This is a genomic window from Mixta tenebrionis (genome assembly GCF_006517625.1).
In the GTDB taxonomy this organism is placed as follows: Bacteria; Pseudomonadota; Gammaproteobacteria; order Enterobacterales; family Enterobacteriaceae; genus Mixta; species Mixta tenebrionis.
Window position 1 is genome coordinate 12,466 of the sequence record NZ_VHQI01000001.1, and the last position, 17,204, is coordinate 29,669.

Below are 17,204 nucleotides of genomic sequence, written 5' to 3' on the forward strand. Positions count from 1 at the left end.
CATCATCCACTTTTCTGACGGACGGTAATATCGCGGTAACCTTTGTCCGGCAAGGATAACGGCGGGCGACGGCAGAGGCTAAACCGAAACAGTCAACTGCGGCTTGCGGCTGATTCAATAAGCGGCTGCGATCACAAAATTATGCAAAGGCAAACGAACGTAACGCTTTTTTTACGTTAGCAATAACATTGGGCGCTTTCCCCGGCGATCGGGCTAAAATTGAAGCCGCTGTTTAGCAAGCAATTAATTTGTGTCGCAACCTAATCGTAACATTTTTTACTATTTCTTTTTGTAAGTTGATCACCTCAGATAATCCGACTACGCTTACGGGAATTTGTCGCTTTGCTTCATTGCGTTTTCATTGATTCTGGCAAGGAATATGAACATGGCTTTAGGTGAGAAACAGACCCACGCCTCGCTGCGCGGTTGGGATGCGGAAAATCCAAAATTCTGGGCGCAAACCGGTAAAAAGATTGCACGACGAAATTTATGGATCTCCGTTTTTGCACTACTGCTGGCATTTTGCGTCTGGATGTTATTCAGCGCCGTAGCGGTAAACCTCAATAAAGTAGGCTTCAACTTCACTACCGATCAGCTGTTTCTGCTGACCGCGCTGCCCGCGCTTTCCGGCGCCATACTGCGCGTGCCTTACTCTTTCGCCGTGCCGCTGGTTGGCGGCCGGCAGTGGACGGCGATCAGCACCGCCATCCTGATTATTCCCTGCGTCTGGCTCGGCTTTGCCGTGCAGAATACCGCCACGCCCTACAGCGTATTTATCATTATTTCTCTGCTGTGCGGCTTTGCCGGGGCGAACTTCGCCTCCAGCATGGGCAATATCAGCTTCTTTTTCCCCAAGGCGCGGCAGGGCAGCGCGCTGGGGATCAACGGCGGGCTGGGCAACCTCGGCGTCAGCGTGATGCAGCTGGTTACCCCGGCGGTGATTACGCTGCCATTGTTCGTTTTTTTCGGCGTACAGGGCGTGACGCAGCCGGAGGGCAGCACGCTGTGGCTGGCTAACGCCGCCTGGATTTGGGTACCGCTGCTGGCGATCGCGGTGGTGGCCGCCTGGTTCGGCATGGATACGCTGGCGGGCGCGCAGGCCTCGCTGCGCGAGCAGCTGGTGGTGCTGAAGCGCGGCCATATGTGGCTGCTGAGCCTGCTCTATCTGGCTACCTTCGGTTCCTTTATCGGCTTTTCCGCCGGCTTCGCCATGCTGGCGAAAACGCAGTTTCCCGATGTGGATATTCTGCGGCTGGCCTTCTTCGGGCCGTTTCTGGGCGCGTTGGCGCGCTCGCTGGGCGGCATCGTTTCCGACCGGCTGGGCGGTATTCGCGTCACGCTGATCAACTTTATTCTGATGGCGCTGTTTACCCTGCTGTTGTTCTCCACGCTGCCGGAGCACGGCGCCGGCAGCTTTACCGCCTTTTATCTGGTGTTTATGGGGCTGTTCCTGACCGCCGGGCTGGGCAGCGGCTCCACCTTCCAGATGATCGCGGTGATTTTCCGCACCCTGACGCGTAAACGCGTGCTCGCCGGCGGCGGCAGCGAAGCGCAGGCGCAGCATATCGCCGCGACGGAAACCGCAGCGGCGCTCGGCTTTATCTCCGCCATCGGCGCCATTGGCGGCTTCTTTATTCCAAAAGCCTTCGGCACATCGTTAGCCATGACCGGTTCGCCGGTAGGCGCGATGAAAATCTTCCTGGTGTTTTACATCGTTTGCATTCTGGTGACCTGGCTGGTTTACGGGCGCCGTACTTCTGAACGCTAATCACAGCATGTTCTTTGGCCTGTTTTTCAGGCCCTTCAATTGAGCCATGTAATCGCAGGGGAAGCTCCTCTGCAAGGAGCGGGTAATGAGTAAACTGGTGGATAAGTTTCGCTATTTCAAACAGAAAAGCGATACATTCTCCGATGGGCACGGGCAGCTGATGAACAGCAACCGCGACTGGGAAGACAGTTATCGGCAGCGCTGGCAGTTTGATAAAATTGTACGCTCGACGCACGGCGTCAACTGTACCGGCTCCTGTAGCTGGAAGATTTACGTTAAGAACGGGCTGGTCACCTGGGAAACGCAGCAGACCGACTACCCGCGCACGCGGCCCGATCTGCCGAACCACGAGCCGCGCGGCTGTCCACGCGGCGCCAGTTATTCCTGGTATATTTACAGCGCCAACCGCCTGAAGTATCCGCTGGTGCGCCGCCGCCTGGTCGAACTGTGGCGCGAAGCGCTGGCGCAGCACGGCGATCCGGTGCTGGCATGGGATTCCATCGTCTCGGACCCGGAAAAGAGCCGCAGCTATAAGGAAGTTCGCGGCCACGGCGGTTTTATTCGCTCCAGCTGGCAGGAGCTGAACACGCTGATTGCCGCCGCCAATATCTGGACGATCAAACACTGCGGACCGGATCGCGTGGCGGGCTTTTCGCCGATCCCGGCGATGTCGATGATCTCCTATGCGGCGGGCACCCGCTACCTGTCGCTGATTGGCGCCACCAGCCTTAGCTTCTACGACTGGTATTGCGACCTGCCGCCCGCCTCGCCGATGACCTGGGGTGAACAGACCGACGTGCCGGAATCCGCCGACTGGTATAACTCCTCATATATTATCGCCTGGGGCTCCAACGTGCCGCAGACGCGTACTCCGGACGCCCACTTCTTCACCGAAGTGCGCTATAAGGGCACCAAAACCATCGCCATCAGCCCGGACTATTCAGAAGTAGCCAAGCTGTGCGACCAGTGGCTGTCGCCGAAACAGGGCACCGACAGCGCGCTGGCGATGGCGATGGGACATGTGATTCTGAAAGAGTTTCATCTGAATAACCCCAGCGACTATTTCCTTAACTATGCGCGCCGCTATACCGATATGCCGATGCTGGTGCTGCTGGAAGAGGATGAGAACGGCTATTACACCTCCGGTCGCCTGCTGCGCGCCGCCGATCTGAGCGATGCGCTGGGTGAAACCAATAACCCTGACTGGAAAACCGTCGCCTTCAGCGAAACGGGCGATTTGGTGGTGCCGAACGGCTCCGCCGGCTTCCGCTGGGGCGAAAAGGGCAAATGGAACCTGGAGCCGCTGGCGGCGGGCAATGAGGTAACGCTGCGCCTCAGCCTGATTGACGACCGCGACGCGGTGGTGCCGGTAGCCTTTCCTTACTACGGCGGCAATGAAAATCCTAACTTCCGCCACGTAAAACAGGATCCGATCCTGCTGCACCAGCTGCCGAGCAGGCAGATTACCCTGGCGGACGGCAGCGCGGGACGCGTAGTTACGGTTTACGATCTGCTGCTGGCTAACTACGGGCTGGATCGCGGGCTGGACGACGCCAACTGCGCGCAGAGCTACGACGATATCAAAGCCTACACTCCCGCCTGGGCGGAGCAGATCAGCGGCGTGCCGCGCAAAAATCTGGAGCAGATCGCGCGCGAGTTTGCCGAAACCGCGCACAAGACGCGCGGACGTTCGATGATTATCGTCGGCGCCGGTCTGAACCACTGGTATCACATGGATATGAACTACCGCGGGCTGATCAATATGCTGGTGTTCTGCGGCTGCGTCGGGCAAACCGGCGGCGGCTGGGCGCACTATGTCGGCCAGGAAAAACTTCGGCCGCAAACCGGCTGGATGCCGCTCGCCTTTGCGCTCGACTGGACGCGCCCGCCGCGCCAGATGAACAGCACCTCTTACTTTTACGCCCACGCCAGCCAGTGGCGCTTTGAGAAGCTGAGCATCAACGAACTGCTATCGCCAATTGCGCAGAAACAGCGCTTTACCGGCCAGCTAATCGATTTCAACGTGCGCGCCGAGCGTATGGGCTGGCTGCCATCGGCGCCGCAGCTCAATACCAACCCGCTGCGTATCGCCGGGCAGGCGGCGCAGGCGGGCCAGTCGCCGGTTGACTATACGGTGGCGGCGCTGAAAAGCGGCAAGCTGCGCTTCGCCTGCGAACAGCCGGATGAAGGCAACAACCATCCGCGCAACCTGTTTGTCTGGCGCTCCAACCTGCTTGGCTCCTCCGGTAAGGGGCATGAGTACCTGCTGAAATATCTGCTTGGCACCGACAGCGGCATTCAGGGCGAGGAGTGCATTGGCAAGGGCGATGCCATCCCGGAAGAGGTGGAGTGGCAGACCAAAGCGCTGGAGGGCAAGCTGGATCTGCTGGTGACGCTCGACTTCCGCATGTCCACCACCTGTCTGTTCTCCGACGTGGTGCTGCCGACCGCCTCCTGGTATGAGAAGGATGATATGAACACTACGGATATGCATCCGTTTATCCATCCGCTCTCCGCCGCTGTCGATCCGGTCTGGGAATCGCGCACCGACTGGGAGATCTATAAAGATATCGCCAAAACCTTCTCGAAGCTTTGCGTCGGCCATCTCGGCCAGGAGACGGACGTGGTGCTGCAACCAATCCAGCACGACTCGCCCGCTGAACTGGCGCAGCCCTACGATATTAAGGAGTGGCACAAGGGCGAGTGCGATCTGATCCCCGGCCAGACTGCGCCCAATATCATCACCATTGAGCGCGACTATCCCGCCACCTGGGAACGCTTTACTTCGGTCGGACCGCTGCTGGAGAAAATCGGCAACGGCGGTAAAGGCATCAACTGGCACACCGCCAGCGAAGTAGATCTGCTGCGCAAGCTGAATTACGTCAAGGCGGACGGCCCGGCGAAGGGGCAGCCGATGATTAACAGCGCTATCGACGCGGCAGAGATGATCCTGACGCTGGCGCCGGAAACCAACGGTCAGGTAGCGATGAAAGCCTGGGCGGCGCTGGGGGAAATTACCGGGCGCGAGCACACCCATCTGGCGCAGCGCAAGGAAGAGGAGAAGATCCGCTTCCGCGATATCCAGGCACAGCCGCGCAAAATCATCTCCAGCCCCACCTGGTCAGGCCTGGAAGATGAGCATGTCTCCTATAACGCCAGCTATACCAACGTGCATGAGCTGATTCCGTGGCGCACCATCTCCGGCCGTCAGCAGCTTTATCAGGATCACCCGTGGATGCGCGCCTTTGGCGAAAGCCTGGTTTCCTATCGTCCGCCGATCGATACGCGCAGCGTAACGCAGCTGGAGCATATTCCCTCCAACGGCTACCCGGAAAAGGCGCTCAACTTTCTGACGCCGCACCAGAAATGGGGCATTCACTCCACCTACAGTGAAAACCTGCTGATGCTGACCATGTCGCGCGGCGGGCCGATTATCTGGATGAGCGAGGATGACGCGCGCGATCTCGCCATTAAGGATAATGACTGGGTAGAGGTGTTTAACGCCAACGGCGCGCTGACCTGCCGCGCGGTGGTAAGCCAGCGCGTCAAGCCCGGCTCTACCATGATGTATCACGCGCAGGAGCGCATTACCAATATCCCCGGCTCGGAAGTGACCGGCATTCGCGGCGGTTTCCATAACTCCGTAACCCGTATCTGCCCGAAACCGACCCATATGATCGGCGGCTACGCCCATCTGGCCTACAGCTTTAACTATTACGGCACCGTCGGCTCCAACCGCGACGAGTTCATTATGATCCGCAAAATGAAAAACATTAACTGGCTGGACGGCGAAGGCCAGGACCAGGTGCAGGGGGAGACGAAATGAAGATACGTTCACAGGTCGGGATGGTGATGAATCTCGACAAATGCATTGGCTGTCATACCTGCTCCATCACCTGTAAAAACGTCTGGACCGGGCGCGAAGGGATGGAATACGCCTGGTTTAATAACGTGGAAACCAAGCCCGGCATCGGTTATCCCAAGGCCTGGGAAGATCAGGAAAAATGGAAGGGCGGCTGGATCCGTAAAATCAACGGCAAGCTGGAGCCGCGGCTGGGCGGCAAAGCGGGCGTGATGGCGAAAATTTTCGCCAATCCGGAAGTGCCGGGCATCGACGACTACTATGAGCCGTTCAGCTTTGACTACCAGCATCTGCACAACGCGGCGGAGGGTAAATATCAGCCCACCGCGCGCCCGCGTTCGCTGGTGAGCGGCAAACGCATGAACAAGGTGGAATGGGGCCCCAACTGGGAGGAGATCCTCGGCGGCGAATTCAGCATGCGCTCGCAGGACAGCAACTTTGTGGCGATGCAGAAGGAGATGTACGGCCAGTTTGAAAACACCTTTATGATGTATCTGCCGCGCCTGTGCGAGCACTGCCTGAACCCCAGCTGCGTGGCGACCTGTCCCAGCGGCGCCATCTACAAGCGCGAAGAGGATGGCATTGTGCTGATCGATCAGGATAAATGCCGCGGCTGGCGTCTCTGCATCAGCGGCTGCCCGTACAAAAAAATCTACTTCAACTGGAAAAGCGGCAAGTCAGAGAAGTGCATTTTTTGCTATCCGCGTATCGAATCGGGCATGCCGACCGTCTGTTCGGAAACCTGCGTAGGGCGTATCCGCTATCTGGGCGTGGTGCTGTATGACGCCGACCGCATCGCCGAGGCGGCGAGTACCGAACATGAAACCGATCTCTACGAGCGTCAGCTTGAGGTGTTCCTCGATCCTAACGACCCGGAAGTGATTGCCGAGGCGCTGGCGCAGGGCATCCCGGAGAATGTGCTGGAAGCGGCGCAGAAATCGCCGGTGTGGAAGCTGGCGATGGACTGGAAGCTGGCGTTGCCGCTGCATCCTGAATACCGCACGCTGCCGATGGTGTGGTATGTGCCGCCTTTGTCGCCGATTCAGTCAGTGGCGGATGCCGGCCAGCTGCCGAAAAGCAACGGCGTGCTGCCGGCGGTAGAGTCGCTGCGCATTCCGGTGCAGTACCTGGCGAACCTGCTGACCGCGGGCGATACCGCGCCGGTGCTGCGCGCGCTGAAGCGCATGATGGCGATGCGCCACTACAAACGCTCGCAGACGGTAGAGGGCGTGACCGATACGCGCGCCATCGAAGAGGTAGGGCTTAGCGTGGCGCAGGTTGAGGATATGTACCGCTATCTGGCGATCGCCAACTATGAAGATCGCTTCGTGATCCCCACCAGCCACCGCGAGCTGGCGGCGGACGCCTTTCCGGAGCGCAACGGCTGCGGCTTTACCTTCGGCGACGGCTGCCACGGCAGCGACAGCAAGTTTAACCTGTTTAACAGCCGCCGCATCGACGCCATCAACATCACCCACAAGGCGGAGGGCGAATAATGCAGATGCTGAAAGTCATTGCGCTGCTGCTGGAGTATCCGGAGCAGGAGCTGTGGGAGGATCGCGAAGCGCTGTGCGCGCTGGCGGCGGAGCAGACGCCGGCGCTGCGGGCCTTTGCCGATCGCTGGCTCGGCGGCAATTTACTCGATCGCCAGGCGGAGTGGTGCGAAACCTTCGATCGCGGCTGCGCCACCTCGCTGCTGCTGTTTGAGCACGTGCATGGCGAATCGCGCGATCGCGGCCAGGCGATGGTCGATCTGATGTCGCAGTATGAGCAGGCGGGCCTGCTGCTCAACTGCCGCGAGCTGCCGGATTATCTGCCGCTCTATCTGGAATATCTCAGCCTGCAGCCGCAGGAGGCGGCGCGCCAGGGGCTACAGGATGTCGCCCCAATCCTGGCGCTGATCGGCGGAAGGCTGCGCCAGCGCGAAAGCGCCTTCAGCCAGCTGTTTGACGTACTGCTCTCCTGGGCGGGCAGCCCGTTGCGCAGCAGCAGCGTCGCCGAACAGGTCAGCAAGGAGCCGCGCGATGATACCCGCGAAGCGCTCGATGCCGTCTGGGAAGAGGCGCAAATCAAGTTTATCGATGACCGGGCGCAGGGGTGTGGTGATACCTCGCCGGAAAAAGCGCATCAGCAGCGCTTCCAGCAGCAGCCCATACCGCAATATCTGGACTTGTCGGCCGGAGGTCCCAAATAATGCACTACCTGAACATCTTCTTTTTCGAAATCTATCCCTACCTGTGCGGAACGGTGTTTATCATCGGCAGCTGGCTGCGCTACGATTACGGGCAGTACACCTGGCGCGCCGGCTCCAGTCAGATGCTGGATAAAGGGAATTTTCGCCTCGCTTCCAATCTGTTCCATATCGGCATCATCGGCATCTTCTTCGGCCATCTGTTCGGCCTGCTGACGCCGCACTGGGTCTATGAGCCGTTTCTTGCCATCGCCACCAAGCAGAAGCTGGCGATGATCGCCGGCGGCGTATTCGGCCTGATGGCGCTGGTAGGCGGGCTGATGCTGCTGAAGCGTCGTTTGTTTAACCCGCGCATTCGCGCCACCTCTACCCGCGCCGATATCGTGATTCTGGGTATTCTGATGGTACAGCTGATTCTGGGGCTGACCTCGATTCTCTTCTCGCTGCGCCATATGGACGGCGTAGGGATGATGAAGCTGGTTGGCTGGGCGCAGTCGGTGGTGACTTTCCAGGGCAACGCCTCAACCTGGCTGGACGGCGTAGAGTGGATCTATCGCATCCATCTGGTGCTGGGTATGACGATCTTCCTGGTATTCCCGTTTACGCGCCTGGTGCATGTCTGGAGCGCGCCCTTTGAATACTTTACGCGCCGCTACCAGCTGGTACGCGCCCGCCGCTGAGGGACGTCAGGCAAAAAAAATCCGGCTCCGTGGCAATGGTACGGGGCCGGATGACGAAGAGGCGTCTACAGCAAAGGGTTACACAGGAACTCATTACTAAAATTAGACCAGATCTCTGAAAACGCAATGTCCACAAAATGATTAAGGGTAATAAACCTTTTTCCGCAAGGCTAACCGTAGTTAACCTGTTGTCGCCCGCCGATTTTTCTCTCATTACGCAATAAGCTATTAACCGCTGTTTACTGTACTCATCAAGGGGAAAAATTATGATGAACAGGAATTCATGAAGCGGAGTAATGAAATGGAGAGCACACCCCTTAAAACAAAAGTGTTTCTGAGCAGTGATAAACAGGATGGATTCGGCGTTACCTCGACAATTATCTATGGCGAGCAGGAGGCGATACTGGTCGACGCACAGTTTACGCTTGCTAATGCACACCGGCTGGTTGCCGAACTGCTGGAGCTGCAGCGCAACCTGACCACCATCTTTATTACCCACCTGCATCCCGACCACTATCTGGGAATTGAGGTAATTAAGCAGGTCTGGCCTGAGGCGCGGATTATCGCTTACCGGGAGATCGCGGATGAGATTAACGACGCCTGGGATTTCAAAATCGCCTGGTGGGGCAGAACCATACTGAAGAAAAACGGCGCCACGATAAAGTTTACCGCAGAGCGGCTGGAAGAGGAGGTGATCTGGCTGGAAGGACAGCCAATTGAGATCCCCGGCGTGATGTGCGGCGACTGTATTGAGATCGCGCCCTTATGGATACCCGCAACGCGTACGCTGATCGCTTCCGATCTGGTGTTTTCTGATTGTCACGTCTGGCTGGCGGATATGCGCACGCCGGAGCGGCTGCAAAAATGGCTGGCCTCCCTCGATCGGCTGGAGAAAATGAAACCTGAGACGGTGATCCCCGGTCACTCCTCATCCACGCTGCATCTGATGCCGTCCGCCATCAGCTTTACCCGCCGCTATATTCACGATTTCTTCAGACAGTTTGCCAAAGCGTCGGACGGCCGCGAGCTCCAGGAAAATATGGATCGTCTTTATCCGGAAATGCCGCTGCGCATCTGTCTGGAATACAGCTGCCGTATTCTGAAAGATCACTATGTCTGGCCCGGCGACTGGCCGCTGTCGCTGCGGGAAATGCCCGCGACGTTTTAGCCTGGGGCGGGGCACAGAGTGGCAAGCCGCTAAAAAAATGCTTCTCTACAATTCGCCAGGGTTTAACTTTACCGGAGGAAAAATGAATCCAGTTATTGATACATTGATTAATCATCGCAGCGATCGCAGCTATCTTGATAAAGCGATACCGGACGCGATTCTGGATAACATTATTCTTTCTGCTTACCGTGCGCCGACCTCTATTCATTCCCAGCAGGTTTCGGTTGTGGTTACACGCGATAAAGTCACGAAAGCGAAAATCGCCGAACTGGCCGGCGGCCAGCCATGGATTGCGCAGGCGCCGGTGTTTATCACCTTTGTTCTCGATATGCATAAATCACATGAGGCGATGAAGCTGATTAACGAACAGCAGATCGCTCATGAAAGTATCGAAAGCATTGTTTCCGGCAGCACCGACGTTGGCATCGCGCTGGCCTCGGCGATGGCGGCGGCGCGGGCGCAGGGACTTGGCGTGGTGCCGATTGGCGGCATCAGGAAAAATCCGCTGGCGTTTATCGAGCTGTTTGGCCTGCCGCCGCTGACCTTTCCGCTGGTGGGCCTGGCGCTGGGCTATGTCGATCGGCCGGCCGAGCTGAAACCGCGCCTGCCGCTCTCTACCTTCCGCCACGATGAAAAATATCAGACGGAGGGGATGGTGGAACAGATCGCCCGGTTCAGCGATGAGCTGGAGCAGCACTGGAGAACCATCGATCGTAACGGCGGCGAGAACTGGAGCCAGACCGTGACCAATTACTATAAGCACATCTATTTCCCGGAGGTGCTGCCTGCGCTGCTAAAACAGGGTTTCGGCAAAGATAAGTGATGTGCAATCTGCAACCGCACAATAAAACGGGGGCCGCAGCCTCCGTTTTTTCGTTAACCGCCGCTTAATCATTGATAAAGGCATAAACCGTTTTGAAAAAATCGCTGTCGGCGTCAGCCAGCGATGTCAGCAGGGAAAAATGATTATCATCGGCCACGGCGCAGAAACGCGCTTTCTCGCCCCGTTGCAGCAGCCGCTGCGCATATTCCTTTGAGTGACGCACCAGCTCAGGCAGTTCGCCGCCGCCAACGCACACCAAAGTCTCCATGCCTGGAGCGATATGCCTGACCGGGCTGAAGCGCTCAATCTCCTGCGACGTCAGGCGCAGTTTGTCATTCAGCCAGCACAGGCTGATGGGTAGTAAATCAACCAGCGCGCTGATGGGAATCGCTTTGGCAATGCGCCGATCGCTGCGGAATAGCGAAGTCAGATGGCCGCCCGCCGAGTGGCCGGCAAGATAAAGCGCGGAATGTTCAATATTTAGCGCGGCTTTGTTGGCGTCAATAAAGCTGATGGCCTGCGCAATTTCACCAACGATGCCGGTCATAGTCTGCTGCGGCGCCAGCGTATATTCAATCAGAATCACGTTAATACCGCGATCGAGAAACGGTCTGGCGATAAAGGCGAAATCCTCTTTATCACAGGCCTGCCAGTAGCCGCCATGAATAAAAAGCAAGGTTTTCCGGCCTGGTCCGGCGCCATAGAGTACGTCCAGCCGGGTGCGGGCGCTGTCTTGCTGCGGCGCGTAGCGAATATTACGCCGGTGCGCATACGCCGGCCAGATTTCTGCGCTCATGCTTTTGAAGCTGGTCAGCAGCGCCGGGAAATCGGCGACCGCCTGGCTATTATTGTAGGCGGCATCAAGCTGCGCCTTATCCATTCCTCTGTACTGCATAGTTCCTCCTGACATCTCTTATCGCCTGAGCGGCTTCCATGCCCATCATAGATCGGCCCGGCAGGACGGCAGCAGCATTGGGTGCTTTTAACATCAGAATGAGGGTTAAATTTTCCAGGAAAATATAATCATTAGCTAATAAATAGTTATAAGAAATAACCTTTTATTCATTTTATTAAAACATGGCTCACCCTATGATACCGGGAACCGTTGCGGCTGGCAGCGGCAGGGGAAGTTAGCGCCTTGTTTCTGTAGTTATTTATCGCCTGCTATACAGAGAACTTATGATTGTCTTAAGGGATATTCGCAAAGTATTTAACCCCGGCGCGGCAGCGATTACCGCGGTGGATGATGTTAACCTGACTATTGAGAAAGGGCAGATTTACGGCATTATCGGCTATAGCGGCGCCGGAAAAAGTACCCTGATTCGCATGTTTAACGGCCTGGAGCAGCCCAGTAGCGGCAGCGTTACCATTGACGGTCAGGATATTTCCGCCGCGCGCGGTGAAGCGCTGCGCCAGGCGCGGCTTAAGATCGGTATGGTATTTCAGCATTTCAATCTGCTCTGGTCGCGTACCGTCAGCGAGAATATCGCTTTCTCTATGCAGATCGCCGGCGTGCCGAAAGCGGAAATCACCGCGCGCGTAGCGGAGCTGATTGAACTGGTCGGGCTGAAAGGGCGCGAGAACGCCTGGCCCGCGCAGCTGTCGGGCGGACAAAAACAGCGCGTCGGCATCGCCCGCGCCCTGGCTAATCGTCCGGACCTGCTGCTGTGTGATGAAGCCACGTCGGCGCTCGATCCGCAAACCACCGACGCCATCCTCGATCTGCTGCTGGATATTAATCGCCGCTTTAAGCTCACCATCGTATTAATTACCCATGAGATGCATGTCGTTCGCAAAATTTGCGATCGCGTGGCGGTGATGGAGAACGGACGCGTGGTGGAAGAGGGCGAGGTACTGTCCGTTTTTACCCATCCGCAGCAGCCGATTACGCGCCAGTTTGTGCGTCAGGTCAGTCAGTTCAACGACGAACAAGACGATTTCGATCCGCAGCTGGCCGCCGAATTGCCCGGCGCCATTATCCGGCTGACCTTTCTCCAGAACAGTACGCACCAGCCGATCGTCGGCGAGCTGACTCTGCGTTACGGGCTGCCGTTTAACATTCTGCACGGCAAGATTACCCAGACGGCTCACGGGCGCTTTGGTCAGCTCTGGCTACAGGCGGCGACCTCGCCGGAACAGCTGGAAAGTATTCTGCGCGATCTGCAGCAACATCATATTGAGGCCGAGGTAGTAAAGCATGACTGAAACCCTTCTCCCGCATCTGAAATGGGAGCGGCTGTGGGCTGCCACCGGCGAAACGCTTTATATGACCGCTATCTCCGGCGCGGCGACCTTTGTACTGGGCATTTTACTGGGGCTGGCGCTGTTTTTAACCGCGCGCGACGGCCTGTTTCCCAACCGTAAGCTCTATAGCCTGATCTCAGTGCTGGTAAACGTGTTTCGCTCCATCCCGTTTATTATCCTGATCGTGCTGCTGATCCCCTTTACCAAAACGCTGGTAGGCACCATTCTCGGCGCGAACGCCGCGCTGCCGGCGCTGATTATTGGCGCCGCGCCGTTTTACGCCCGGCTGGTGGAGATCGCGCTGCGCGAGGTGGATAAAGGCGTAATAGAAGCGACCCGCGCTATGGGCGCCCGGCTGAGCACCCTGATATATCGCGTGCTGCTGGCGGAATCGTCGCCGGCGCTGGTTTCCGGCATTACCGTTACGCTGATCGCGCTGGTGAGCTACAGCGCAATGGCGGGCGTAATCGGCGCGGGCGGGCTGGGGAATCTCGCCTACCTGGAAGGATTCCAGCGCAACCATAATGACGTCACGCTGGTGGCGACCGTCACCATCCTGATCGTTGTGTTTATCATTCAGTTTATTGGTGATCTGATCACCCGTTCGTTAGACAAACGCTAATTACACAGAGAACACACATCATGAAAAAAACCATTACGCTGCTGGTGGCGGCGGCGCTGGGCACCATGAGTCTGAGCGCCTGGGCGGATACGCTGAAAATCGGCGCCTCTAACGTTCCGCATGCGGAAATTCTGGAGCAGGCGAAGCCGATGCTGGCAAAGCAGGGCATCGATCTGCAGATCGAACCTTTCCAGGATTACATCCTGCCTAATACCGCGCTGGCCAGCCATGATATCGACGCTAACTATTTCCAGCATATTCCTTACCTTAACAGCGTGCTGAAAGATCACGCGGGCGACAAGGATTACGATTTTGTCAGCGCCGGGGCGATTCACATCGAACCGATCGGCATCTACTCAAAGAAATATAAGTCGCTGAAGGATCTGCCGCAGAACGGCAAGGTCATTATGCGCGATGCGGTTTCCGAAGAAGGACGTATTCTGACGATTTTTGAGAGGGAAGGGGTGATCAAACTGAAGCCGGGCGTAAATAAGGTTAACGCCCGCATCGACGATATCGTCGAGAACCCGAAAAAGCTGCAGTTTATGCCGAACGTCGAAGCGTCGCTGCTGCCGCAGATGTACGCTAACGACGAGGGCGATGCGGTGGTGATCAATGCTAACTACGCCATCGATGCGGGCCTCGATCCGGTAAAAGATCCGATTGCGGTGGAGAGCGCGGAAAACAATCCTTACGCCAATATCATTACCGTACGCCGCGGCGATGAGAAGAAGAAAGATATCGTCGCGCTGGTGGAGGCGCTGCACTCAAAAACCATTCAGGAGTGGATTCGCAGTAAATATAAAGGCGCAGTGATCCCGGTGAACAACTAAAAGCGCTGCCCCGATAGCCTGTCGGGGCGGCATTAGCTTATATAACGCACGGGATACGGCCGGCGCGCAAAGGCGAGGGTCATCCGGCCCACGCTTTTATCCCACCTCAGGCAGCCAGCCGGCGGCGATCAGCATCTGAATGGCTATTACGCCAATACCGCAAACCAACACCAACATCAACAGCGGCCATCCGCCGGCAACGCGGTAAGCTGCCGCGCCATGCTGACGACGGCTGCGCCACACCAGCAATACCGGAATGATAAGCGCCAGCATAGCCAGCGCAACGCCCGCGTAGCCAAGCGCCAGCACAAAACCCTGCGGGTAGAACAGGGCGAAGATCAGCGGCGGCAGAAAGGTTAACAGCCCGCTCTGCAGGCGTCCCGTCACGTTAGCGTTACGCTTGCAGAGATCGGCAAGATAATCGAACAGCCCCAGCGATACGCCGAGAAAGGAGGTAGCGAGCGCCAGATCGGCAAACAGGTGTACCGCCAGTTCAACGTGCGGCGACGCAGCCACTTCGCGAATCGCCTGCAACAAACCATTCAGACCGGCGTGATCGGCCAGCAGGGCGTTGAAAGCTGCGGAGTCGATGGCGCCCAGCGTAGCCAGCTGCCAGAAAATATAGGCCACCAGCGGGATCGCGCTGCCGATAATAAACACCCGGCGCAGCCGGCGCAGATCGCCGTTGAGATAGCTGATGATGCTGGGCACGCTGCCGTGAAAGCCGAAAGAGGTGAAAATCACCGGGATGGCGGAGAGTACCAGCCCTTGCTCCAGCGGCAGCGTCATCAGGTTGGTCTGATGAATGTGCGGCATCATCAACGCCAGCATCACCACCAGCAGGATAATTTTGGCGCTGAACAGCACGCGGTTAAACATATCCACCATATGGGTGCCGGTACAGACTACGCCGCCGGCAATCAGCGTAAACAGCAGCACGCCGCCGCTGGCGGAGAGGTTAACCGACAGCCACTGGCTCAGGCTGGCCGCCAGCAGTTCGCCTGCGCCGCTGATATAGGCCGCCGTCAGCGCGTACATCAGGAACAGCATACTGAAGCCGGTCAGCCACTGGCCCGGCCTGCCCAGATAGCGCCGGGTTAAGGTGCCCAGCCCGGTATCCGCCGGGCTATGCTGATAAACTTCCACCAGCAGCAGCGCGGTATAGCACATCAACGCCCACAGCCCGATCAGCAATAACAGCGTAACGCCAGGCCCAACGCCGGCCGCCGCCAGCGGCATCGCCAGCATGCCGGCGCCGATGGTAGTGCCGGCAACGATAAAAATACTGCCAAAAGTGCGATTCCTCACGCCTTCCCCTGAATAAACGCGGTGCTAAAGACCAGACGCTGCGCAGGGTAAGTTAAACTTTACACCCCGTCAATTCTTCATTACGCACTACCGGCCGCAAGGCCGCAATATTTGCCGCCTCTGGCGTAAAGTAAAATTAACAGGAGAAAACCGCCGCGCAAAGCCGGCATTAGTTAACCGTGCTGACGCGGCGCGGCGACGCTAACCCGCACGGCGCGGCAGTACTTTTCTGCCCATCACCAGCAGGCTCAGCAGCATCAACATGCAGGCCAGCGGGCGAGTAAACAGCGGCGCGAGCGTGCCGTCGCCAATAATCATGGTCTGCTGCAGATAAAGCTCCAGCTGCGGCCCCAGCACCAGACCAATAATGAAGGAAACAATCGAAAGCCTTAGCGCCAGCAGCATATATCCCAGGCACATAAACAGCGTGGCGATGACAATGGCGGTAAAGCTGCCGTCAGTGACAGCGATACCCGCAAAGCAAAAGAAGATGATAAGCGGATAGAGCGCAACCTGCGGTATCGATAGCAGCCGGATAAAGAAAAACAGCCCGGCATAGCCAACCAGCAGATTAAAAAGGTTACTCAGCATCATGGTGCTGTAGATAGCATAAACCGTTGCCGGATGCTGTTCGAACATCAGCGGACCAGGGGTAATGCCGTGCAGCATAAACGCGCCGATCAGCAGCGCGGAAACCAGGCTGCCGGGAATCCCCAGAGTAAAGAGCGGAATCAGGCTGGCGCAAATCACCGCGTTATTTGCGGCTTCCGGCGCCACAACCCCTTCGCTGCGCCCCTTACCGAAACTCGCGCTATCTTTGGCGCGTTTTTTCTCTACGCCGTAGCTTAAAAAGGCGGATACCGTCCCGCCGATGCCAGGCACGATACCAACGAACACGCCAACCAGCGAACCGCGTAACAACGCGGGCAGCAGGCGTATAAATTCTCTCAGCCGCAGGCGATTTAGCTGCCGGCTAGCCTGCGTTAAGGCAGCAGGCTGCGGTTGATTAATCTGCCGCTGGTAATTTGCTATCTGCCGGGCGATCTCCGCCATCGCCAGCAGACCAATAACGGCCGGCGCCAGCGGTATGCCGCCTTCCAGCTGGTAGAAGCCGAATGTCAGGCGCGGCAGAGAGAAGAGCGGATCCAGTCCAACGCCGCTCAGTAATACTCCCAGGGCCGTCACCATTATCCCTTGCCAGATATCGTCTGAATCAAGATCGGCGACCGCCGCCAGCGCGAAGATAATCAGCGCGCAAAGCTCCGCCGGGCCGAGCTGGATCGCCAGGCTGGCGATGGGAATAGCGATCAGGATAAGTATCAGGGTAGAAAAAAAATCCCCAAACGCGGAGGCAAACAGGGAAAGCTTCAGCGCTTTCACGCCTTTGCCCTGGCAATGCATCGGATAGCCATCAAAGCAGGTAGCGGCGGCATCTGGCGAACCGGGAACATTTAACATAATCGCGGATACCGAACCGCCGAAGGCCGCGCCCTTATTGATGCCGACCAAAAAACCAATCGCGCTTACCGCAGGCATTGAGAAGGTAAGCGGCACCGCAATGGCGATTGCCATTACCGCATTCAGGCCGGGAATAGCGCCAATAATATTGCCCAGCATAACGCCCGCCAGAATATAGAGCAGGTTATCTATGGACAGGCTGGCCAACAGCGCGGAAATAATGATATCCATATGCGGTTTTACCTGT

Annotated in this window: 13 protein-coding genes; 10 read left to right on the forward strand and 3 right to left on the reverse strand. The window is 57.4% G+C overall.

What is annotated here, in order from left to right:
* The first annotated feature begins 385 nt into the window (after positions 1-385).
* The 7 genes from narU to FKM52_RS00070 all read left to right on the forward strand — a co-directional run bounded on the left by narU (position 386) and on the right by FKM52_RS00070 (position 10,492).
* Complete coding sequence (narU, locus tag FKM52_RS00040; RefSeq protein ID WP_141174164.1) at positions 386-1,768, forward strand: nitrate/nitrite transporter NarU; 1,383 nt, start codon at positions 386-388, stop codon at positions 1,766-1,768.
* 85 nt (positions 1,769-1,853) lie between these two features.
* A complete protein-coding gene (locus FKM52_RS00045; RefSeq protein ID WP_141174165.1) occupies positions 1,854-5,594 on the forward strand; it encodes a nitrate reductase subunit alpha in 3,741 nt (1,246 codons plus the stop codon).
* The gene (gene narH, locus FKM52_RS00050; protein ID WP_141174166.1) at positions 5,591-7,126 is read left to right on the forward strand and encodes a nitrate reductase subunit beta; all 1,536 of its coding nucleotides are present in this window, start codon (positions 5,591-5,593) and stop codon (positions 7,124-7,126) included. Before FKM52_RS00045 ends, narH begins: the two co-directional genes overlap by 4 nt.
* Positions 7,126-7,824 (forward strand): nitrate reductase molybdenum cofactor assembly chaperone, encoded by a 699-nt coding sequence (gene narJ / locus FKM52_RS00055; protein WP_141174167.1) that lies wholly within the window; start codon positions 7,126-7,128, stop codon positions 7,822-7,824. The genes narH and narJ overlap by 1 nt, the downstream gene beginning before the upstream one ends.
* Positions 7,824-8,501 (forward strand): respiratory nitrate reductase subunit gamma, encoded by a 678-nt coding sequence (narI, locus tag FKM52_RS00060; protein WP_141174168.1) that lies wholly within the window; start codon positions 7,824-7,826, stop codon positions 8,499-8,501. The genes narJ and narI overlap by 1 nt, the downstream gene beginning before the upstream one ends.
* A gap of 301 nt (positions 8,502-8,802) precedes the next feature.
* On the forward strand, positions 8,803-9,669 hold the full coding sequence (locus FKM52_RS00065; protein ID WP_141174169.1) for an MBL fold metallo-hydrolase: 867 nt from the start codon (positions 8,803-8,805) through the stop codon (positions 9,667-9,669).
* Between the two features lie 82 nt (positions 9,670-9,751).
* Positions 9,752-10,492 (forward strand): nitroreductase family protein, encoded by a 741-nt coding sequence (locus FKM52_RS00070; RefSeq protein ID WP_141174170.1) that lies wholly within the window; start codon positions 9,752-9,754, stop codon positions 10,490-10,492.
* A 64-nt stretch (positions 10,493-10,556) separates the two neighbouring features.
* On the opposite strand, the gene FKM52_RS00075 is transcribed toward FKM52_RS00070, so the two are convergent.
* On the reverse strand, positions 10,557-11,387 hold the full coding sequence (locus tag FKM52_RS00075; protein ID WP_220446285.1) for an alpha/beta hydrolase: 831 nt from the start codon (positions 11,385-11,387) through the stop codon (positions 10,557-10,559).
* A 284-nt stretch (positions 11,388-11,671) separates the two neighbouring features.
* On the opposite strand from FKM52_RS00075, the gene FKM52_RS00080 reads away from it, so the two are divergent.
* Genes FKM52_RS00080 through FKM52_RS00090 form a run of 3 tightly spaced genes read left to right on the forward strand, consistent with a single transcriptional unit; the run spans position 11,672 to position 14,191 of the window.
* Positions 11,672-12,697: a methionine ABC transporter ATP-binding protein gene (locus FKM52_RS00080; protein WP_141174171.1), complete on the forward strand. Its 1,026-nt coding sequence runs from the start codon at positions 11,672-11,674 to the stop codon at positions 12,695-12,697.
* Entirely contained in the window at positions 12,690-13,358 is a 669-nt protein-coding gene (locus FKM52_RS00085; RefSeq protein WP_141174172.1) for a methionine ABC transporter permease, read from the forward strand. Before FKM52_RS00080 ends, FKM52_RS00085 begins: the two co-directional genes overlap by 8 nt.
* A gap of 20 nt (positions 13,359-13,378) precedes the next feature.
* Complete coding sequence (locus tag FKM52_RS00090; protein WP_141174173.1) at positions 13,379-14,191, forward strand: MetQ/NlpA family ABC transporter substrate-binding protein; 813 nt, start codon at positions 13,379-13,381, stop codon at positions 14,189-14,191.
* A 96-nt stretch (positions 14,192-14,287) separates the two neighbouring features.
* On the opposite strand, the gene tyrP is transcribed toward FKM52_RS00090, so the two are convergent.
* Together tyrP and FKM52_RS00100 are read right to left on the reverse strand one after the other, a co-directional pair.
* The gene (tyrP, locus tag FKM52_RS00095; RefSeq protein WP_141174174.1) at positions 14,288-15,499 is read right to left on the reverse strand and encodes a tyrosine transporter TyrP; all 1,212 of its coding nucleotides are present in this window, start codon (positions 15,497-15,499) and stop codon (positions 14,288-14,290) included.
* A gap of 201 nt (positions 15,500-15,700) precedes the next feature.
* Positions 15,701-17,188, reverse strand: a complete 1,488-nt coding sequence (locus FKM52_RS00100) for a tripartite tricarboxylate transporter permease (RefSeq protein ID WP_141174175.1) — start codon at positions 17,186-17,188, stop codon at positions 15,701-15,703.
* Positions 17,189-17,204 lie beyond the last annotated feature (16 nt).